General features: G+C 66.8%; 12 protein-coding genes. 7 read left to right on the top strand and 5 right to left on the bottom strand.

Annotation, left to right across the window (positions count from 1 at the left end):
* Positions 1–874: 874 nt before the first annotated feature.
* Together V3330_RS13545 and V3330_RS13540 are read left to right on the top strand one after the other, a co-directional pair.
* Positions 875–2968: a hypothetical protein gene (locus V3330_RS13545; protein WP_354695970.1), complete on the top strand. Its 2094-nt coding sequence runs from the start codon at positions 875–877 to the stop codon at positions 2966–2968.
* A gap of 75 nt (positions 2969–3043) precedes the next feature.
* Positions 3044–3760 carry an SIMPL domain-containing protein gene (locus tag V3330_RS13540; RefSeq protein WP_354695969.1) on the top strand — a complete coding sequence of 239 codons (717 nt, stop codon included), beginning with the start codon at positions 3044–3046 and terminating at the stop codon, positions 3758–3760.
* Here V3330_RS13540 and V3330_RS13535 read toward each other — a convergent pair.
* Positions 3745–5169, bottom strand: coding sequence for a DUF3999 family protein (locus V3330_RS13535; protein WP_354695968.1), 1425 nt, complete (start codon positions 5167–5169; stop codon positions 3745–3747). The genes V3330_RS13540 and V3330_RS13535 overlap by 16 nt on opposite strands.
* Positions 5166–8258, bottom strand: coding sequence for a DUF2339 domain-containing protein (locus V3330_RS13530; protein WP_354695967.1), 3093 nt, complete (start codon positions 8256–8258; stop codon positions 5166–5168). Before V3330_RS13530 ends, V3330_RS13535 begins: the two co-directional genes overlap by 4 nt.
* A gap of 456 nt (positions 8259–8714) precedes the next feature.
* Here V3330_RS13530 and V3330_RS13525 point away from each other — a divergent pair, with 456 nt between their 5' ends.
* From V3330_RS13525 to V3330_RS13510, 4 genes are all read left to right on the top strand, one after another.
* Positions 8715–8864, top strand: coding sequence for a hypothetical protein (locus V3330_RS13525; protein WP_354695966.1), 150 nt, complete (start codon positions 8715–8717; stop codon positions 8862–8864).
* Positions 8865–9015: 151 nt separating this feature from the next.
* Complete coding sequence (locus tag V3330_RS13520; protein ID WP_354695965.1) at positions 9016–10854, top strand: tetratricopeptide repeat protein; 1839 nt, start codon at positions 9016–9018, stop codon at positions 10852–10854.
* Between the two features lie 78 nt (positions 10855–10932).
* Entirely contained in the window at positions 10933–11496 is a 564-nt protein-coding gene (locus V3330_RS13515; RefSeq protein WP_354695964.1) for a hypothetical protein, read from the top strand.
* Positions 11493–13454, top strand: a complete 1962-nt coding sequence (locus V3330_RS13510) for an NAD(P)-binding protein (RefSeq protein WP_354695963.1) — start codon at positions 11493–11495, stop codon at positions 13452–13454. The genes V3330_RS13515 and V3330_RS13510 overlap by 4 nt, the downstream gene beginning before the upstream one ends.
* 829 nt (positions 13455–14283) lie before the next feature.
* Here the strand turns inward: V3330_RS13510 and V3330_RS13505 are convergent.
* From V3330_RS13505 to V3330_RS13495, 3 genes are all read right to left on the bottom strand, one after another.
* A complete protein-coding gene (locus V3330_RS13505; protein ID WP_354695962.1) occupies positions 14284–14571 on the bottom strand; it encodes a GIY-YIG nuclease family protein in 288 nt (95 codons plus the stop codon).
* Positions 14572–15434: 863 nt separating this feature from the next.
* Positions 15435–16277, bottom strand: a complete 843-nt coding sequence (locus V3330_RS13500) for a class II glutamine amidotransferase (protein ID WP_354695961.1) — start codon at positions 16275–16277, stop codon at positions 15435–15437.
* Between the two features lie 130 nt (positions 16278–16407).
* On the bottom strand, positions 16408–18582 hold the full coding sequence (locus tag V3330_RS13495) for a hypothetical protein (protein WP_354695960.1): 2175 nt from the start codon (positions 18580–18582) through the stop codon (positions 16408–16410).
* 150 nt (positions 18583–18732) lie between these two features.
* Between V3330_RS13495 and V3330_RS13490 the strand changes: the two genes are divergently transcribed.
* Positions 18733–21288 (top strand): hypothetical protein, encoded by a 2556-nt coding sequence (locus V3330_RS13490; RefSeq protein WP_354695959.1) that lies wholly within the window; start codon positions 18733–18735, stop codon positions 21286–21288.
* Positions 21289–21506: the final 218 nt, after the last annotated feature.

The following is a 21506-nucleotide window of genomic DNA, read 5'->3' as shown; positions in this document are numbered from 1 at the left end:
TGCATGACGGGACCAGGGACTGACCCGTTTCCGATCACCGACGTCCTTCCACCGCCCTCTCGTACCGTCATCCCGGACACAGCTCTCCCGCACTGTCATTCCGGACAGGGCTCTACCCCAGGGCCGTCACCCCGGACACGGCTCTACCCCAGGGCCGTCATCCCGGACGGTGCTCTATCTCAAGGCCGTCATCCCGGACGCGGTGCAACCGCGATCCGGGATCCACCCGGCGCCAAAAGTGACTGCCGTGCGAGATTCAATGGATGCCGGGTCAAGCCCGGCATGACGGGACCAGGGACTGACCCGTTTCCGATCACCGACGTCCTTCCACCGCCCTCTCGTACCGTCATCCCGGACACAGCTCTCCCGCACTGTCATTCCGGACAGGGCTCTACCCCAGGGCCGTCACCCCGGACACGGCTCTACCCCAGGGCCGTCATCCCGGACGGTGCTCTGTCTCAAGGCCGTCATCCCGGACGCGGTGCAACCGCGATCCGGGATCCACCCGGCGCCAAAAGTTACTGCCGTGCGAGATTCAATGGATGCCGGGTCAAGCCCGGCATGACGGGACCAGGGACTGACCCGTTTCCGATGACCACCGTCCCCCCTCCACTCTCCCGCAGCACACCGATCCCCCTTTCCACTTAATTCCCGCAGCACTCCTACCGCACTCCCGCAGCACGCCGATCCCCCTTTCCACCCTACCGCACTCCCGCAGCTCGACCATCGCATTTCCACCGCGCTCCCGCTTCGTCCGGGTTTTTTGCCAAGCCCGCTTCGGCGTAGTACGGTTTGAACGGTTCAGTATCCGTAAGCGTCCACAATGCGCCGTGCCGTGATGGCAGGGTCTGGCCGGGCGAGAGGGAGATCTGCCATGAGTTACCACCGGAATCCATGCGGTACCGGACGTCACCGTTTCGTCCGTTTCAGAATTTACCTGTGTGCCCTGTTGACCGTTTTCTCATGGCCGGCCATCGCCCTCGCGGATGATGTTGCGGCGCCCACGCAGAAGGTCGGCAATCATTCGACGATTGCAACCACGACCGGCCCCATTCGGGACGACGAACTGGTCGAGTTCATCTGTGACCTGATTTTCGTCAACGGCGGCAAGGTCAAGGACGTCAAGCTGATGGTGAACTCCTGCTACGGGGGCGGCTTGCTCGATGACATGGAACGCGCATTCAGCTCGGCTGTCGGGTGCGAGGACATCCCCTGGGTGGGCGCCACGGCAAGCGGGCCGGAAGAAACAGCCAGGGGATGGAGCGACAAGCTGGTCAACAAATTCCCGGACGAAAAACTGGGCTCCTCCTGGACCGATGGCCTGGCCGGTCTGAGCACGCTCAACAAGAACAGCGCGAATGGCGTGATCCGCAATGGCAGTTCGGGCAACAACGTGCTGCAGGATCTGCAGGCCACCGGGCAGAACGATGCGACGGGTCCGAATGGATTGAAGCTGGAAACACCCCACGTCGCTTCCGGCAATGGCGGCGACAAGATCCAATGGAACATGGAAGGCGCCAAGCACGAAGCGGTGGTGTTCGGTGGGCTGCAGACCAATCCCCGGCACAACAACAACATCGCCAACATGAAAACCGCGCTGGAGAACACCTGGGGTTCGGCGCCGCACACCATCCAGGCGATTGACGGCGGCTCGAAGCAGGATTTGTTCGATGCCCTGCAAGCGGCCATCGAGCGGCTGGACGAAAACACCCAGCTGGTGCTCTACATCGACGACCACGGCGGCAGCAGCTTCGACATGGATGAGGCGTTCGGCACCATCGCCAACCACTTGTTCCAGGATCCTGAGAGCTTCACGGTCGAGGTCCCGGACGGCTGGTTCGAAGGACTGTTCGGCAATTACTTCTCGCCGACACCGGAAATGCCCACACCGAGCCTCGACCTCCACCTTACCGAATGTGATGGTTGTTCCAATTGGAACTTCATGCTCAACGGCTGGAGTCTTCCTTTTCCCGGGGGCGACACGACCGGCCTGGTGCAACTGCCGATACCGTTCACCTGGCTCGCGCCCGGTTCCAACCTGCTGGAAATCGTGCCGCAGGACGCACCGAGCTCGACGCAGGCCAGTGGCGGCAAACCACAGACCCATCTGGGCAGCATGAGAGTGTCGCGGATGGAGGTGAGCACCGGACCGATCAACGAACTGGAAGCCGACCAGATCCTGCTGCCGGCCCAGAGCGCGGCGTTCTTCGATCCGGACCGTGCCGGCGAAGGCATATTCGTGGAACTGCTCGACAACGGACGGGCGGTGGTCTACATGTTCTCCTACCCGCGCACCGGCTCCGGTCAGGCCTGGATGATCGGCGTCGGCGAACAGGTCGGCGAGGGCATTATCATCCACGAGTTGCTGCGCCCGACCGGTGCGACTTTCGGTGCCGGCTTCGATCCGGACGACGTGGTGCTCGAGGACTTCGGCTCACTCGCTTTCCACCTGCCCACCTGCCGCACCAGCGAGGAGAAGGGCAGTTTGTTCATCTACCCCGAAGGCATCACCAATTACGCGATGCTGGAGTCGCATAACTACCGCCAACTCAGCGTGCTGGTCGACTGCGAAACCGGGGCTGGCTCGGTCAACAAGACCCTGTCCGGATCCTGGTTCGATCCCTCGCACGAGGGCGAGGGCATCATCCTGCAGGTGCTCGAGGACGGCCGTGCGCTGGTGCAGTGGTTCACCTACGACGGCTCCGGTAACCAGATGTGGATCCAGGGCATCGGCAGTTTCGACGGCACGACCCTGACCGTCGAGGACCTGTTCACCACGTCGGGTACCAACTGGGGGCCGGCCTTCGATGCCGCCGACGTTACGAGCGCGGATTGGGGCCGCCTGGTCCTGACCTTCACCGGTTGCGGCGAGGTTCGGTTGGATTATGAGTCCAGCGCCGGCTTCGGCAGCGGTACGCTGAACATGGTGCGCCTGAGCAACCTGATGGGCTTGACCTGCGTGCCCTGAGCCGACGGCGAGAACCAAAATCCAGCCACCGTGGTCTGATAGCCATCATTCCACGAATCCTCGAGAGTGCATTCCATGAATACCGGTAAAACCGCTCCGGCCCTGGCTCTGGGTTTCTTCATCCTGCTCGGCCTGGCCGCGCTCGGCTGGCAGCTTGGCGACGCGGCTCTCCGCTTCAAGGCGTATGAACGCACTGTCACCGTCAAGGGACTGTCGGAACGCGAGTACCCGGCGGACATCGTCATCTGGCCCATCGCCTTCACCGAGGCCGGCAACGATCTCGGCTCGGTCTACGGCCAGCTCGAAACCAGTGCCGGCCACATTCGCGATTACCTGCACTCGCGCGGCATCGATGACGCGGCCATCACCGTTTCTGCTCCGTCGATCACCGACAAGTCGGCACAGAACTGGAGCGAAAGCCAGGCCGAATTGCGCTACGTCGCCAACCAGACGGTCACGGTCTACTCCGAAGATGTCGCGACCGTGCGCGCCGCGATGAGCGGGCTGGTGGAACTGGGCAAGCGCGGCATCGTGATCGGTTCGGACATGTATGGCAGTCGTGTCGAATATCTGTTCACCCGCCTGAACGAGGTGAAACCCGAAATGATCGAGGAAGCGACCACCGCGGCCCGCGAGATCGGCGAAAAGTTCGCCGAGGATTCGCGCAGCCGCCTGGGCAAAATCCGCACCGCGTCGCAAGGCCAGTTCTCGATCGAGCCGCGCGACACGAATAACCCGCACATCAAGAAAGTACGGGTGGTCTCCACGGTGGAGTACTACCTCTCCGACTGATCCCCGCCAGCGCTCATCTCGCGCATCAGCGACAGCACCAGCCAGGCTACCAGCAGCACGGCGCCGATCAGTCCGGCCCAGACCAGCACGGTGCGCCAGTGCGGGCGTGGATCCGGAGCCAGGGCTTGCGGACCGGCCAGCGAAGCCCGCGCCCCCAGGCTGGCCGTGCCGGGCGGGCCGGCGTGCTCCAGGGTGCTGAACAAGGCGCGGTCGCCCAGCAGCCGTAGTTGCGGGAAGTCCTCGTCGTGTGCGCGGCCGCGGCCGGCGACCAGTTCGTAGGGGCCCTGGCCCTGGGCCAGGAACCACAGCGATTCCGGGCGCCATGCGAGCGTCAGCCCCACCGGTGCGGAGACCGTGCCGGACGCCACCACCACGCGCCAGTGCGCCGTGCGCGTCGGCCGAATCGCGACCGGCTCCGAGGCCACGCTCAGGCCGTCGCGGCGTACCCGGTAGAACACGTCCTCGGTCGCGGTGCGCCACGGGCTGTCTTCGTCCACCCGAAAATCAATGCGTGCCCGGATCACCACGTTTCCATCCGGCAGGTCCAGGGCAATTCGGTCGACCGGCGGCGCGCCACCGGTATCGTAGACCCAGCCGCGCCCGTCCTCGTAGTCCGCGACGGGCGCTACGCTCACGGTGTCGCGTTCGACCTCGGCCGGGCCGCTGGACTGCAGCGCTTCCAGCCCGGTCAGGGTCCAGCCGGTCGGCAGATCCGCGCCGGTCAGGCGCAGGAAGTCGCCGGGGGTGCCGGACAAGGTGACTTTGTCGCGAACGATACGCGTGTCCTCGTGGATCAGTTCGGCCAGGGTGCCCTGGCCCAGCCGTCGCCACTGCCGCAGGTCGTCGCCGGTCTGCACCCGCAGCGATCCGATGAAGCCTTCGAGCCCATCGTTCCAGGCCACGCGCAGTCCGTCGAAAGATTCTTCCACTTCCCGCAGATCGACGATCCAGGCGGCGATGCGGGGCGCCTGGGAACCGGGGCGTTCACCGTCGGTCGCGGTGTCCAGCGACAGCGTGGTGCCGGCCTCACCCTGCTGCATCAGCAGGCGGAGTTGCTCGCGCTGCGCCGCCGGCGGTCCGTGCAGCGGCACTGCGGTCAGTGCGAACGACCGGTCCGGCGCGTCGGGAGGTGCGTCGGGCGCGCGCACGATGCGCGGTACCGCCTCGCCGTCGGCGTTGTACACGCCGATATCGCGCAGGCCGGTGTCGGTGACCGAACGATAGACCTCCGGGCTGAGGACGACCCGGTGGTACTCGGTCTCAGAGCGGGTTTCGATCGGGAAGCGCCAGGCATAACCCTCGCGATCCGGCAGGGACTGCGCCCAGGCCGCGCTGATTACCGCGGTGGCCGTCGCGGCCGCGAGCAGGTGGGTAAATCGTCGTGCGAGTGGGCTTTCACGGCGGTTCATGCGGAACGCTCCTCCGGGGGGGTGGGGTCGGGCGGCGGTTCGTCCGCTGGTGTTTCCCCGGACCCGTCGCCGTCGGGCCGGCGTGGCGGCACCGGGGCGAAGTAGCCCACCACCAGCAGCAGCACGCCGATGCCGATGAAGGACACGATGCGCTCGACCGTGCCCGAGTTGCCGAGGTCGATCAGGAACAGCTTGAGCACCACCAGCGCCATGAAGCCGGCGCCGGCCAGCCACACCAGCCGCAACGACCGCCGCGCGCCGACCACCATGCCGCAAAAGCCCAGCAGGCCCCAGTAAATCGACAGCGCGGTCTGCACTCGTTCCGATCGGAACAAGGCGTCACCATCCCAGCGTACCTCCGCGACATGATGCACGCCGCGCACCAGCGCCGCCGTCGTCAGCACGAAGAACCCCAGCCCCAGCAGCACCTGCCAGGGCCGCATCCAGGCTGCGAGCGGCCCGTCGGTGATTCGATCGCTTTCCCGTCGGGCGAACCCGACCGCGATCCAGGTCACCAGTGCCGCGAACAGCAGGGCCAGGTCGAACGGGTTCAGTACCGGCAGGTAAGCCAGCGGCGCCGGGTCGCCGGGCTGATCGATGCTGAGTCCGGCCAGGAACACGACCTGGGCCGCGACCAGCACGCCGGCCGTGCCGCGATAGGTCATCGGATGAGCCGGCACCGGCCACGCCGGCCGATGCCGCAGGCGCAGGATGAGCAGGGCGACCAGCCCCGGCAGCACCGATGCGGCGGCGCCGTCCCAGTCACCGGCCAGCGCCTGGTCGGTCTGCCAGGCGGCTTCCAGCCCCAGCAGACCAGTCGCCAGCAGCACGCTGCCCGCGTGCCAGGCGCCGGCGATGCGGGAACCGGCGGCATCCAGCCGGACCAGCACCCAGGCTTGCACCGCAAAGGCCGCCGGCCAGGCCAGCCAGCCGAAACCGTGCAGAAAATGGTGTGGCCGCGAGACCTGGTACAGCAGGGCCATCAGCAGCAGGCCGGGCAGGTAGAGCACGCTCAAGCGGCGGGCCTTGGACCAGTCCAGCCGTTGCCCGATCCAGGCTGTGGCCCAGGCGCTGGCGGCAAAGAAAAGCAGCAGCAGGTGTGGCTCGCGGCTGCTGCGGGCCCGCTCACCGATCTCCGCGGCGCCGGTGCCCAGCCACCACAGCGCGCCCCACCCGAAAAGCGCGATGGCGAGCAGTGGGTACAGGTGGCGCAGAATCGGGATGCGTTCCGCCAGTGGCAGTTTCAGCGCTTCCAGACGCCGCGCCGCGAACAGGCTGCTGAGTGCGATCAGGACGCCGCCGATCACGTTGGCGTTCAGCACCGGCCAGCCCTCGCGGTAACGCCAGCCGTGTTCGAAGAAGGCGATGCCGCTGAAGAACATCAGCGTCGCGCCGGCCAGCGCGGCCAGGTGGCGGCCCTGCCGGGTACCCACCCACACCAGCGCCGCGCCCTCCAGCGCCCAGGCCGCCGAGGTCCAGCGCGCATCCAGCGCCAGCGGAATGGCCAGGGTGGCAAACGCCACGGCCAGCGCGATGAAGGACTCGGTGAGGGTGCGCAGGTAGCCGCGCTGCGGCTCGGCCACCCGCCGGAACAGCACCACCGCCACGGCGATGTAGAACAGCGCCAGCACCGCCGCGCTGATCGCCAGCCCGTACTCGCTGCCCCGCATCAGGGCCGCCTGCAGCCCGAAGGCGATGACCGGGGTGCCGAATACCAGGGTGCCGTCGACCACGCCCACGCGGCTGGGCGCCCGCCGTACCGCGTACAGCAGCGCGATGGCGTTGTAGAACAGGAAGTACAGCACCAGGAACGGCTCGGTGCTGGCGAACAGGTCGGGCCGGTAGTAGCGGTAGCCCCACAGGCTGCCGATGACGAAGGTAAAGAAAAAGCCCAGCAGGTTCAGCCCGCGCCAGGCGCGGAACCAGGCCACGCCCAGGATGGTGGCATTGAGCACCAGGTAGTAGCTGAACAGCGCCACGTGGCTGCCCTGCCCGGTGGATGCCAGCACCGGGGCGAGGAAGCCGCCGGTGGCGCCGAGCACGATCAGGGTGCGCGAGGACTGCAGCACGGCCAGCGCGCCGGTGCCGGCCGCCAGCACGACCAGCAATGCGAAGGCCAGGGGGGCTGGCAGCAGTCCCCAGATGCGAAACGCCGCGAATATCGTCAGGAACAGAATGCCCGCGCCGCCGCCCTGCAGGCTGAGCGCGTACACCGCCATCCGGGTGCGCAGCCGCCAGCCCACCACCAGCATCACCACCGCGCCCGCCGCCACGCCCAGCAGGCGGAATTCGATCGGCACGCTCAGCATCTGCCGGTCGATGGCGTACTTGAGCAGGAACGACACGCCGATGAAGGACAGAATCACACCCACCTTGACCGGCACGTTGCCCGTGGTGAACCAGTGGGCGGCGCGTTTCAGGCCGGTTTCCAGCAGCGAGGGTCGCGACGGCGGCCGGCCCGATGATGGGCTGTCCGCTGCGCGGCTCGCGGGCGCGCCATGGGCCGCGGCCCGGTGCGCAGACACACCCGCGCCGGCCACGGCGGTCGAGTCTTCCGTGAGCGCGCCGGGGCCCGAAGATCGTGTGGGGGATGCCTCGCGGGTTGGGGGTCGACTCCGGCCGGGAGCCCGATGCCCTGGCTGAGTGTGCCCGGGTGGCCAGGCCTCGTCCGTGCCGGCCTCATCGGCGATCGGAGCATCCGCTGTCGACGCCCCCGGCCCTTGCTTCGGGCCGTAGCCCCCCGCTACTTCGGCACTTTGATCCGCCCCGCGGCGCCGCAAGGCTTCCGGATCCCGATCCGGGCCGTGCTCGAGGCCGGGCCCGGGTGGTTCGTCCGAGCCGGGAAGATGGCCGTGGGCCACCGGGGCCGCTGGCGCGGCGGCGGACCGCACGCCGCTCGCTCGCGTCCGCTCGAATTCCAGGCCCTGCAGCCGGCTTTCCAATGCATCGACGCGCCGTTCAGCCTGGATCAGGCGTCCCAGCAAACCGCCGATGATGGCCCCGCCGACGGCGCCCAGCATGACCCAGGAACCGCCGCCGGCGACCACGCCGCCAATGACAAAACCAAGAATGATATACCCGGCCTGCATGATACGAGTCTAGCCGAAATCGCCCCACCCCCGTCATCCGGGCCGTGGCCTCCCCGTCACCCCGGGGCGTGGTCTCTCCGTCATCCGGGGCGTGGCCTCCCCATCAGCCCGTACACCCCACCTCCGTCATCCCGTACACGCCACCTCCGTCATCCCGGACGCGCCACCTCCGTCATCCCGTACACCTCACCTCCGTCATCCCGGACGCGCCACCTCCGTCCCCCCGGACGCGCCACCTCCGTCATCCCGTACACCCCACCTCCGTCATCCCGTACACCTCACCTCCGTCCTCCCGGACGCGCCACCTCCGTCATCCCGTACACCCCACCTCCGTCATCCCGTACACCTCACCTCCGTCATCCCGGACGCGGCGCAGCCGCGATCCGGGATCCACCCGGCGCCAAAACTCACTGCCGTGCGATCCTCCATGGATGCCGGGTCAAGCCCGGCATGACGGTGGTGTGGGTCAAGCCCGGAATGACGGTGGTGTGGGTCAAGCCCGGCATGACGGTGGTGTTGGGCAAGCCCGGCATGACGGTAGTGTGGGTCAAGCCCGGCATGATGGTGGTGCGGGGGGATTCAGCGGCCGTGCTGCGGATTGTGTAAGAATAGCTTCCAGCCCGCGATCCGGAGTTTCGGTAGTGCCGCGCCAGGTGTAAGCGTAGCCACCAGTCCGCGCTCCGGGATTCCGGCACTGTCTCTTAAGGAGGCCGGGCGGATGCGCAGCCGCGCGGGTCAGGCAGCAGGGATTCAATTAATGGGGTTTATCACCGAACTCAAACGCCGCAATGTCGTTCGCATGGGCGTGGCTTATCTGCTGGTCGCCTGGTTGCTGCTGCAGGGCGTGGACTTCACCCTCGAGGTGATCGACGCGCCCGGCTGGATTCTGCAGGTTTTCGTGCTGGCGGCCGCGGTCGGCTTGCCCATCACCCTGATTTTCTCCTGGTTGTTCGAACTGACCCCGGAAGGCGTCAAGCGCGAGTCGCAAATCGACCGCACTCAGTCCATCACACCGCAGACTGGCCACAAGCTCGATCGGCTGATCATTCTCGCGCTGGGCCTGGCTGTGGTCGTCTTGCTGGCCGAGCGGTTCGTAAGCGGTGACCCCGAACCCGAACCCACACCTGCACCGGCACCGAGTGCGGCCCTCGCGACCCCGTCACCCCTGGACAATGATCCGACGGTTTCGGACCGTGAACCCGAAACGCCGGCATCCTCATCCGGCCACGAGCGCTCGGTCGCGGTGCTGCCGTTCGTGAATATGTCATCTGATCCGGATCAGGAGTATTTTTCCGACGGCATTTCCGAAGAGTTGCTCAATGTACTGGTGCGCTTCGAGGGTTTGCGCGTGCCTTCACGTACCTCGTCGTTCACGTTCAAGGACAGCGGCAAAAAAGTGGCCGAGATTGGCCGCGAGTTGAACGTCGACCACGTGCTGGAAGGCAGCGTGCGCAAGTCCGGCAACCGCGTGCGCGTAACGGCGCAGCTGATCGACGTCAACACCGACACGCACCTGTGGTCGGATACCTATACCCGCGAACTGGACGATATTTTCGAGGTGCAGGACGAGATCGCACGAGCCATCGTCGGCGCGCTCGAAGTCACCCTGGGCGGGTCCGGGCAGAAGGCTCTCGACAGCACGCCGACCGAGAATGTGGAGGCCTACAACAAGTTCCTGCTGGGCCGTCACCTGTGGAACGACCGCTCGCCTAAATCCCTGTTGGCGGCCGTGGCGCCTTTGCGCGAAGCGGTCGAGATGGATCCGACCTTCGAACGTGCCTGGGCGGCCCTGGCCGACACCTTTGCGCTGATCCCGGAATACAACGCCGGATCGATTGCCGAGTATGTGCCACTGGGACGAGACGCGGCGGAGCGGGCGCTGCAACTCGATCCGGACTCGGCCCGTGCCCTGACCGCCCGGGCCTATATCAAGGCGATGTACGAGTACGACATCGAAGGCGCCCTGGCCGACTACCGCCGCGCGCTCGAACTCGAGCCGACCTATGCCACTGCCCACCAGTGGTATGGCGAGTTGCTGGCGGTGCTGCTGCGCACCGACGAAGCGATCGAGGCGCTCGATCAGGCCGCGCGGGTCGACCCGCTTTCGGCGATCATCGCCCACGTCAAGGCGTGGATTCTGCTCGGTGCTGGCCGCTACGACGAAGCGCGTGCCCAATATGCTATCGCCCGACCCATGGCGCCTGAAATGGCGTCCATGCCGGGCAACCTGGTTTTAATTGAAACGAAACTCGGAAATTTCGAGGCCGCACGCGGCTATGCGCGCGAGTGGGGCCAGCTGCTCAACTTGGATGCCGAACCCTCGCTGCGATTTATTGATGCGATGGAAAATCCGGCTCTGCGGCCGCAAACCGTGCAGGCGATACTGGCTCGCGAGGATATGCAGGATGGGGCTCAGGATCGCGCCGTCTTCCTGATGATGCTGGGCGATGAGGCGGCCGCGCTGGACAGCCTGGAGCGCGGTTTTAATGCGGGCGATCCCTATGCCACCCACATGAACCGGATGGTGATCTACGACCCGCTGCGCGACGAGCCCCGCTTCCAGGCCATGCTGAAGAAAATGAACCTGTGGCCGTGAGCTTCAAGTGCCGGGTCCGCGTGTCATAATCTCCGTCAGGCCGGCCGTCGGCCGGCGTGAAATCGGGGACGCAATTTCGTGAGTTTTTTCCGCGAACTCATCCGCCGCAATGTCCTCCGCGTAGGCCTGGCCTACGCGTTGGTGGCGTGGCTCGCGCTGCAGGGCATGGATTTCGCGCTGCAGATCGTCGCCGGGCCGCCGCGTCTGCTGGACGTGCTCCGGTTCGTCGCCGTGGCCGGTCTGCCACTGGCGCTGATCCTCTCCTGGCTGTTTGCCTTCACCTCGGAAGGCGTTCGGCGCGAGCCCCCGTTCGGGCAATCATCCGCCGCCCCGCCGCGCGCCCACCGCCGGCTCGACCGCCTGATCATGGCGGCGCTGGCGGCCGTCGTTGCCATCCTGCTGGCCGACCGGGTCATGCCCGAACGGGCGTCCGGAGAAGGCATTGGCGAGACCCCCGATCCGAAAGCCCAGGAAGCCCTGGATTCCGCGGCAGCTCCCGGGCCGGACAGGGTCACCGAAAACCTGTCAGCTTCATCGGCCGAGCCGGAACCCGAACAGCAGGAAACCCAACACACGGACCTCGACCGGCGCGATACCCAACAGCCGAACCCGGCTCCGCCCAACCCGGAGCCTGAATCGTGACCCACCCCCACGGACCGAAGCGGACGCTCAAAATCACCCGCCGCGATTTCGTCAACGGCGTCGCGGCGGGCGTGGGCGCCGCGCTGCTGGGACGTCCGGCGCCGGGGCTGGCGGCTACCGCCGCCTGGCCCGACGAGAGCTGGTACGGCTACGGCGGGGTGGGGGATTACCGCCTGTCGCACGGCAATTCGCCCGGCGTGGTACGGGCCGCGCACGGGGTGCGCGATGGTGCGTTCGCAGACCGCCTGGCCAGCGTAAACGCCGACGAGGACTACGATGTGGTGATCGTCGGCGCCGGCATGGCGGGCCTGGGCGCGGCGCTGGAATTCACCAAGCGGCGCGGCGACGGCCAGCGCTGCCTGATCCTCGACAACCACCCGATTTTCGGCGGCGAGGCCAAGGAAAACGCCTTCGAGGTCGACGGCCAGCGCCTGCTCGCGCCGCAGGGCGCCAACGGCTTCTTCGTGCCGCCGGAAGCGCCCGACTGGTCGCAGGCGTCGGGCGACCCGCGCTACTACAGCGAGCTGGGCATTCCGCGCCGCTTCGACTGGGCGGAATGGGCGCGGGATGAAGGGTCGAACAGAGCGCCCGGTGAAGCCACTGACGAAGCACCGATCCGCTTCTGCCGCGACAACTACGGTTACCTGGTCCGCGGCCTGCAGGACAACACCAGCGTCGGGCATTTCTTCGCGGACGGAGACGGCGGCGGGCAGTGGGCGGTCGACATGTTCCGCAATGGCCTGGCCGACACGCCGCTCAGCCCCCGGCAGCGCGCCGCGCTGATGGACTGGTATGCGGCCGGCGACCGCTTGCGGGACTTCGGGGACGAGGAACAGGCCCGGCGCTTTCTCGACTCGATGTCTTACCGCGATTTTCTGATCAACGAGTTGGGGCTGGGTCCGGAAGGCGCCGACTACGCCGGCCTGTTCCTGGCCTCCGCCTGCGGTCTGGGCAGCGACGTGACCTCCGCCTGGGCCGCGCGTACTTTTCCCATGCCCGGCCTCTTCGAGACCCCCGACCCCGATCTCCGCCGCGCCTCGTTTCCGGGCGGCAATTCCGGTTTCGCGCGTTACTTTCTCAAGGCGCTGATTCCGGATGCGATCGCCGGCGCGGCACGCTTCGAGGACATCATCACCGGCGGTATCAGGCTCGACGCGCTGGACCGCCCGGGCCAGCCGGTGCGCATCCGGCTCGACTCCACCGCCGTGCACGTCGCTCACGCGGGCAGTCCTGATCAGGCCGACCACGTGACCGTGACCTATTCACAGCAGGGCCGCCTGCGGGCGGTGCGTGCGCGGGCCGTGGTGATGGCCTCGGGCGCCTGGATCAATCGTTACGTGGTGGCGGATCTGCCCGAAGCGCATCAGGAGGCGACGGCCCGCTTTCGCCACGCGCCCTTCCTGGTGGCCAACGTCGCGCTGACCAACTGGCGCTTTCTGGAGCGCCTGGGCATTTCCGCGGCGATCTGGAATTCCGGCGAGCACGAGTTCGGCATCACCTGCAACATCCGCCAGCCGATGCACGTGGGTGAATATCGGCCGCCATTGCATCCCGACCGGCCCACGGTGCTGTCGTTCTACACGCCGTTCTTCTACCCGGGAAGCCCGCTCGACGAACAACTCGCCCGTGGCCGGGCCGAACTGCTGGCCACCTCCTACGCTGACTACGAGCGCCGCATCATCAGCCAGATGAACCGGCTGTTCGCGGACGCGGGCTTCCGGCCCGAACGCGATGTCGCCGGCATCATCCTGAACCGCTGGGGCCATGCCTTCTCGGTACCCTTCCCCGGCTTCTACGGCGGCGCCGGCGGCGGCCCGGGTCCGGCCCGGATCGCCCGCCGCCCCTACGGCCGCATCGCCTTCGGTCATTCCGAACTGCACCGCGACGGCACCCAGCACTGGGGCCCCGCCGCCGACGAAGGCCGCCGCGCCATGACCGAAGCCCTGGCCGCGTCGTAGGGTCTCGGGAACGGCATCGTCGGTCGGCGGGCTTCCAATACCGGACGGCATGGATACCGGGTCGAGCCCGGCATGACGGGGTGGTTGGGCTTGGGGGCGTGTGGCCGGGTGGATACCGGGTCGAGCCCGGTATGACGGGGCGGTTGGACATGGGGTCGTGTGGCTCAGTGGGTACCGGGTCAAGCCCGGCATGACGGAGTGGTGAGTCGAGCCCGGTATGAAGGAGTGGTGGGCCCAACCTGGCATGACAGCGTGGCGGGCCGAACCCGGTATGACGGCGTGGCGGTTCGCCCGCACGCCGAGTCTAACCAGACCCCCGTCATCCCGGACGCGGTGCAACCGCGATCCGGGATCCACCCGCCGCATGAAATATTCGCTGCGTTAACTCGTGGATACCGGGTCAAGCCCGGTATGACGGCGTGGTGGGCCGAACCCGGTATGACGGCGTGGCGGGTCGAGCCCGGTATGACTGGGTGGTGGGCCGAACCCGGTATGACGGCGTGGTGGGTCGAGCCCGGTATGACGAAGTAGTGGGCCGAACCCGGTGTGACGGCGTGGCGGTTCGCCCGCACGCCGAGTCTAACCAGACCCCCGTCATCCCGGACGCGGTGCAACCGCGATCCGGGATCCATCCGCCGCATGAAATATTCGCTGCGTTAACTCGTGGATACCGGGTCAAGCCCGGCATGACGGGGTGGTGGGTCGAGCCCGGCATGACGGAGTGGCGGGTCGAGCCCGGTATGACGGCGTGGTGGGTCAAGCCCGGTATGACGGCGTGGTGGATCGAGCCCGGCATGACGGGATTAGGGAACTTCTCGCGGCGTCCAGCTCATACGAGCCGTTCGTACAGATCGTCCCAACACGGGTTTTTGGACTCGATCAACTTGATCTTCCAGGAACGCTTCCAGTTCTTGAGACGCTTTTCGTATGCGATGGCATCGATCATCCGATCGCACGGCTCAAACCAGACCAGGCGTTTGAGACCATATCGCTGAGTAAAACCGGGAACGGCACTGCAGCGGTGCTGGTGAATACGTCGAATGAGGTGCGAAGTAACACCCACGTACAAGGTTCCGTGGCAGTGATTGGTCAGGATGTAGACGTATGGCCGACGCATCTTGGCGCATCTTTTCAGGCTGGTGCTTTTGTCGGCAGAGGTATTTTGCGAAAAGTCTTGTAGGTAATCGGCTCGTTGCTTCGGCGCGGGGGCAAGCAACCCGCTAGGCGTGATCGCATCACATGCTCCACGCGATGCTGTTTGACCTGGAGGGCCAGGGTACCCCGGCAATTCGTGGCAGTGCGTTCTCATGGATACCGGGTCGAGCCCGGTATGACGGAGTGGTTGGGCTTGGGTCGTGTGGCCGGGTGGATACCGGGTCGAGCCCGGCATGACGGGGTGGTTGGGCTTGGGGGCGTGTGGCCGGGTGGATACCGGGTCGAGCCCGGTATGACGGGGATGGTTTGGGCTTGGGGTCGTGTGGGCCGGTGGAGATCGGGTCGAGCGTGGTATGACGGCGTTGCGGAGCTTCCCGAGGCGTCGTATTACATCCCGGTTATCCCGGACGCGGTGCCTCACACCTTGCCGTCATCCCGGACGCGGCGTAGCCGTGATCCGGGATCCATCCGGCGTTCGAGTCTTTTCTCTTGCGATCCTGTGGATACCGGGTCGAGCCCGGTATGACGGGGTGGTTGGGCTTGGGTCGTGTGGTCGGGTGGATACCGGGTCGAGCCCGGTATGACGGAGTGGTTGGGCTTGGGGCCGTGTGACGGGGTGGATACCGGGTCGAGCCCGGCATGACGGGGTGGTTGGGCTTGGGGGCGTGTGGCCCAGTGGGTACCGGGTCAAGCCCGGCATGACGGAGTGGTGGGTCGAGCCCGGTATGACGGGGATGGTTTGGGCTTGGGGTCGTGTGGGCCGGTGGAGATCGGGTCGAGCCCGGTATGACGGCGTGGCGGAACGGGTTTGGTGGTGCGGCGACCTCAGGGTTGGAAATTCTCGATGGTGAGTTCGCCGTCGCACACGGTGATGAAGCTGGATTCGGGGATGGGCTCCCAGTGATCGCTGCAGTCGTCCAGCGGTTCCGACAGTACGATGTGTGCCGGGCGATCGGGTGCGGCGCCGCCGAGGAGTTCGCGCATTCCGCTCCGCCCCCGGTTCACGTACAGGGACTTGGAGCGCTGGTCGGATGAATACCGCAGCGCGTAGATCCGCTCGCCGTCGGTCAGCGCACAGGTAAAGCGCAAGGGGCCTGCGATGCCGGCCGCGACCCGCACCTCCTCAATTTCCCCGATCATGGCCTCGATGGCGCCTTTCGGGTCGTCTTCCAGGCCCCGCGATACCGCCAGATAGAACGCCACTTCCGAGTCGGTGGTGCCCCGGATCAATGGGAACAGGTCGGGCCGGATGCGCAGACACAGCTCGCGTTTGATCAGCTCGAAATCGGTGATCTCGCCGTTGTGCTGGAACAGCCAGTTGCGGTACGCGAACGGGTGACTGTTGGTGCGTTGCACAATGCCGTGATACGCGGCGCGCAGGTGCGCCATGAACAGGTGCGAGCGCAGGTGGCCGGCCAGGTTCAGCAGGTTCTCGTCCGACCAGGCCGGGCGCAGATCGCGGTACACGCCGGGCAGCGAACGATCCGAATACCAGCCGATGCCGAACCCGTCGCCATTGGTCGGAAACGCCCCGTCCGGCAGGCCTTCGATGTCCCAGACGTAATTCTCACGCGCGAACCGGCTCTGTACCAGCAGGCTGCGGCTGGGTTTGACGATCAGCTCTTCGAGGTAGATGGGCGGTCCGGAGTAGGCGAGCCAGCGGCACATGGAATTGCTCCTTGTGTATCAGTTGGATTGGGCCGGGAACGCGGGCCGAAAAGATGGCCGGAGCGCCCCGTTGATGGTTCCTGGATGGTCCGTAGATGGTCCGATGACGACGCGCTGACGGCCGCGCGCTTCAGCGCCCGGCGCGGTGCGGTGTGAGATCCCGCAACGTGGCGCCCGAGGCGTCGACGTATTTTACGGCGATGCGCTCCAGCGGCACGCCAAACGTATTGAAGTCGATGTTCTCATAAATGGAACCGTCGGCATAAAGCCGCCGCAGCAACTCGCGGTTGTCGTTGCGATCCTCGATCAGCAGGGTGAGCGGCTGGCCATCCGGGCTGTCGTATTCGATGAACGCCCGGCCATTGGCGCCCACCTCGAGCCGGTTTTCGTCGGCTGCCGCCGTGCCGGCCGTGTTCGCACCGGGCGTCGCGGTGGCGGTGCCCGCCACGGCATTTCCGGATGCGGCGGCATTTCCGGCCATGCCGGGAGCCATCCCCTGCGCCATCGCCGCCATGGCCTGCTGCATCGCGGCAGCGGCTTCCGGCGACATGCCGGCTGCCGCCTGGCCGTTGGCCCCCATGGCCTGCTGCACCGCGGCCATCTGCTCCATCGCGGCGGCCATGATGGCGTCCATGTCGCCGTGCCGCAGCATTTGTTCCTTGCGCTCCCGATTGCTGAGCTGCGCGAACTCTTCCGGGGACATGCCCGAGGCTTCCGCCAGTTTGGCGTTCATGGCCTCCGAGCGCGCCTCACGGTCGGCCTTGCGTGCCGCTCGCGCCTGCGCTTTGGCCTGTTTGGCCTGCAAGTCGTCGTACGCTTCGGTGTATTGCGGCAGGTCGTCCGCAGCCGTGTCGAACTGCAGCGCGAACCGCCGCGACCGATAGGTTTCCGAAATCGCCAGCGGCTGCCCGTTCAGTACGCTCAGCGCCAGCGGCGGGCCGCCCGGACGGTCAGCCAGGTTCTGCAGTTCTTCGTCGCGGGCGGCCATGACGGCCTGCAGGTACTGCCGATTCAGCGGCAGCAGGCGGCTGACCGGCGCACCCCCCGCCAGCGGTATCCAGCTCACCACGTTCTGCGGATACTGGCTGCGCCGGCCCGTGATGCCGGCCTGGGTGGCCGAAACGCGTGACAGCAGGATCAGTGCGTCGCGATCGATGCGGAAATCCTTCCAGTCGTCGAGGCCGTGCGGAACGATGGCGGCCGTCAGGTTGTGCTCGGCGGTCACCGCTCCGTCGGGCCCGATACGCAGCAGAAAATGCCCTTCGTGCGAATCCTTGCCGCTGCTGCGATCGAACAACACGTCGAAGCCGCCGCCGGCCCGGGCCCGGGTGGTGAGTTGGCGGATGGATTCCGAATAGGAATCCTTGAGCAGCGCCTGCAGTTTCTGCAGGTCGCCCCCGACCGCCGTCTGCTGCTCCAGGGTGGGCTGCCGGTCGGCCGCGATCACGATGGGTTCGCCGGCCTGGCCACCGGCGTCGAACGGTACCAGGGCCTCATTGAGCGCGATACTGCTGCCGTCGTTGGGGGCCTGGTTGATGTGGGTCAGCGCGCCACCCGCCTCCCCGATCCAGGCGCCCAGCAGGCTGAGCCGGATGCCGGGCTGGCTCGACTCGGCGCGCCACGATTCCGGGCCGGGCAGGCCGGCCACCGAAGCCGTGCGCACCGCGCGCACCGTGGTATCGGCATCGCGGCCGCCCGCGCCGGAATAATCCACCCAGGCCACGAGCAGTTCGCCGTTCCGGTTAATGTCGATCCGGTGCCCGGCGTTGGCGGGATCCACCTCCACGCCGCGCAATGCCGGAAGCGCGGAGAAATTCAGCCATTCCGGTGACCCCCCGTCGCGCCAGCGGCCGATGCCGTCGGCGTTCACCAGCACCGCCTCGCCGTTGGCCAGCAGCGTGCCGCTCAGGCCGAGCATGTCGCACAGGTTCGTGCTCACCGTTTCCGCGGCAACCGGCTCCAGCGCCGGCGGAACCGTCGCCACGTGGGCGGCGACCGCGCAGCGCTCGCCGAAACGCGCGTCACCGCGATCGGGATAGGTCGCGTACAGCACCCGGGTCGTGTCGCCGGCCGGGCGGGCATTGAGCAGCAGCACCCGGCTGTTGGTGTCGGGCGGTATGTGCAGTCCCGCGCTGGCAGCGGCGATGGCCGGCGTCAGGCAGGCCATCAAGGCCGACAGAATGCGTCCGGAGCGGGTCCGGGTGCTTCGTTCGGCCGCTGTTTGGGCGGGTGTCAGCGCGGACGCCGGGCCGGATGAGGGAGCGGGTTGTGGGTGAGAAGCGTGATCGAACGTTGACGGGTTCATGACGGCAGCTTAAGAAAAGCGCTATGGTTTGTGAAGTCGAATCGCCCGCCCGGCCGGTTCCGGGCCTGTGAATCCAGGATGGATGAATTGAACCAGAACGAACGCCCACGCCATCACACCCGTTGCTTCGAACACCCAGGGTTCTGCGCCATGCGCCCGTCCCGGCCACTGACATTTTCATGCCGGCTCGCAGCCCTGTTCGCGGCCCTGCTCGTGTTCGCGGCCGACGCCTGGGCAGCCTGGCCAACCACCCGCTTCCAGGTCGACTTCGCTCCGCCCCGGGCCGGCACCGACACCCCCCATCCGCAGGCACCGGTGCGCTCCGACCGTGGCCGCAGCACCATGCCGCCGGCCGGTGCGGATGACGATCCGCTGGACGTGTTCGGCAACCGCCAGCGGGCCTACGACGCGCTGGCGATGGTGTTCGAGAACTACCTGGCGGAGATCGCCGAAGCCCTGCAGGCGGAAGCTTACGAACCCCCCAACCTGCCGGTTTACCGCGACGACGCGGGCAATGAGTTCTACCGGGTGCAGTTGGTGGACAAAAGCCGGGAAGCGTCGCTGGACGGCAACGAGGGCGTGTATCACAGCGTGACGAACTGTGGCGACGTCGGCATCGCCACCGGCAACTGGTTCGGCATATCGGCGGATTCCTTCGTGCCTCTGACGTCCTCGCGGGAGGCCTATCTCTACCAGGTGCTGGCGCATGAACTGTTCCATGCCATCCAGGCCAGCTATCCCGCCAGCGACACCGCCCTGAATGGCTGTGCGGCGAACACCAACGACTACCAGTCTGTCACCGAAGGCACCGCCGAGGCCATCGCCGCGATGCTGGCGCAGCGCCGCTGGCCGAAGTACTACCGCGAATACAGCCGCACCGTTCAATACCAGGACAGCGCCGGCGAAGAGATCGCCGAACTGGTGCGGTTCAACGGCGCCACCGGCTACATCGACGAGAGCGTCGTCGGCGTGCGGCGCTACGACCGTTCCTTCCTCGACCTCAGTCGTGCCACCGCCGATGAGCGTCGGCTGGCGGCCTACACGGCCGGTTCATTCTGGTTCAACCTGCTGGATCGCTACGGCATCACTTTCGTCGACCACCTGCTGCGCCGGCCGCTGGCACATGGCGACTGGCCGTCGCTGGCCGAGTGGATCGATGGCGCCCTGCGCAGCTGGGATCCCCGATTGGACGGTCTCTACACCCTTTATCCGCATTTTGTCGCCGAGTTCGCCGGCCAGATCGGTTCGCGCTTTTCGTTCGATGAAATCCCGGGCTTTGGACCGGGCCGGGTAATCGAGTTCGACACCGATACCGGACAGCCCGAAGACCGGCAGCGCCCCGGCACCGAAGCGGAGTGGCGGCTGTACTGGGCACAACGGATTCTCGGTTCATGCCAGACCGTGTGGCTGCAGCCGACCGATCCAGGCCCCACCGAGGTACGCTTCACCCTGGCGCGGTTCTCGGCCAGCTGTCTCGACATCCGCTGGGCTGGTTTCGAAGGCCCGTTCGAGCTGTACATCGAGGCCGAACACGCCTCGCTGCGTCTGATCGACCAGGTCAACCTGGGCCTGATCCACCAGGACATGGATGGCGCGGAGATGAACTGCTACAACGCGGTGCGCCCCCATTACGCCGAGCCCCTGTGGACCTGCACCCACGAAAAACCCTTTCTCAGCAGTGGCGCGCAACCGCTCACCTACACCAAGCGCTGGGACGAATTCGACGTGCCGTTCACCGGCCGGGGCCGCCGCCTGATGGCCATCAGCAACGTCGCCGTCGATGCCCGGCGCACCCGCCCGTTCCCCGATGATGCGCCGCTGGTGGTGCGGGTGGGCATCGCCGATACCGAGTCCCGCGACGGCCGCGCCTACGACCCGCCCTACAGCGCCTTCAAGGGCATGGGCAACCCGATGGCCGGATTCACCGACGAGGCCCAGTACGGCATCACCGAGTCGCCCACGCCGGCCATGATGCTGTTGAACTTCGGCATTCCGCTGGCCGGCGGCGAGGGGCAATACGGCGTGAGCTGGATGGGTGAGCCGCCGGCGCGCGGCTATACCGGGCCGTTCAAAGGGTCGGTGACCGCCCCGCAGAGCAAGGGTTCGGCGGAAATGGTGGCCTCGATGCTGTGCGAGCGGCACCGCGATGGCGTGGTCGGCGAAATCGTGCGTTTCGACCGCGACCACCTGTGGATCGATATCGACGCCGAACTGTGCAAGATGACCATGCCGCCCCCGGCGGACGGCCGTTTTCCGGTGGTCGACCGGGTGCAGGCCCGACTGCGACTGCCCTTCGGTTGGCGCTACGATCCGGGCTCGGCACCGGCCGACCTCGTCACCCCCGGCATGGAAGTGATGATCGCCCGCCACGCCCGCCGGGTGCCCATGGTGCTGTCGGGGGCCTGGGGCCAGCCCGGCGAGGGCGGCGACACCGGGGCGGGCGGTGGCGGACCGGGTGATGCGGGTGCGGCGGCCGGCGCCGGTTCCGGTGGCGCGAGCAGTTCGGCCGGCAGCGGGGGAACCCTGGATGCGGGCGCGCCTTGCGAATGCACCTGCGAGGAACTGGCTGCCTTCGACGAACGCGCCGAGCAGCTCAAGCAACAGGGCGACGACAAGGCCATGATGAAAATGTCCAGCCGCATGATGGCCTGCATGACCCCCTGCCAGCGCCCCTACATGCTCTGCCGCGCCGGCCTCGACCCCTGAGCACCCCAACTTTTCTCCCGAGGACGACCGGGGTCTGAGTCAATTTTCTCACCCGCACTGGAATCGAAGGAGATCGGCCCTCCCCAGCGCCCCCATTCGGACACCAATTCCGAAAATTGACTCCGACCCCATTCCTCTCATTGCTCTTTCACCTTCACTCCACCCGCGAAAGAGAAAAACTCTCTCCGACCCCAAATATCTGAAACTTTCCGCTCACA

Origin of the sequence: Elongatibacter sediminis, from assembly GCF_037892215.1 — a bacterium.
In the GTDB taxonomy this organism is placed as follows: domain Bacteria; phylum Pseudomonadota; class Gammaproteobacteria; order Xanthomonadales; family SZUA-36; genus Elongatibacter; species Elongatibacter sediminis.
The sequence above is the reverse complement of the archived record's forward strand: the minus strand, read 5'-3'. Positions and strand labels throughout refer to the sequence as shown.

Excerpts from the sequence above, each read along its gene's own strand:
- V3330_RS13520 (WP_354695965.1), top strand. The coding sequence starts at position 9,016 with ATGGGGTTTATCACCGAACTCAAACGCCGCAATGTCGTTCGCATGGGC.
- V3330_RS13500 (WP_354695961.1), bottom strand. The coding sequence starts at position 16,277 with ATGTGCCGCTGGCTCGCCTACTCCGGACCGCCCATCTACCTCGAAGAG.
- V3330_RS13545 (WP_354695970.1), top strand. The coding sequence starts at position 875 with ATGAGTTACCACCGGAATCCATGCGGTACCGGACGTCACCGTTTCGTC.
- V3330_RS13495 (WP_354695960.1), bottom strand. The coding sequence starts at position 18,582 with ATGAACCCGTCAACGTTCGATCACGCTTCTCACCCACAACCCGCTCCC.
- V3330_RS13505 (WP_354695962.1), bottom strand. The coding sequence starts at position 14,571 with ATGCGTCGGCCATACGTCTACATCCTGACCAATCACTGCCACGGAACC.
- V3330_RS13540 (WP_354695969.1), top strand. The coding sequence starts at position 3,044 with ATGAATACCGGTAAAACCGCTCCGGCCCTGGCTCTGGGTTTCTTCATC.
- V3330_RS13530 (WP_354695967.1), bottom strand. The coding sequence starts at position 8,258 with ATGCAGGCCGGGTATATCATTCTTGGTTTTGTCATTGGCGGCGTGGTC.
- V3330_RS13535 (WP_354695968.1), bottom strand. The coding sequence starts at position 5,169 with ATGAACCGCCGTGAAAGCCCACTCGCACGACGATTTACCCACCTGCTC.
- V3330_RS13490 (WP_354695959.1), top strand. The coding sequence starts at position 18,733 with ATGCGCCCGTCCCGGCCACTGACATTTTCATGCCGGCTCGCAGCCCTG.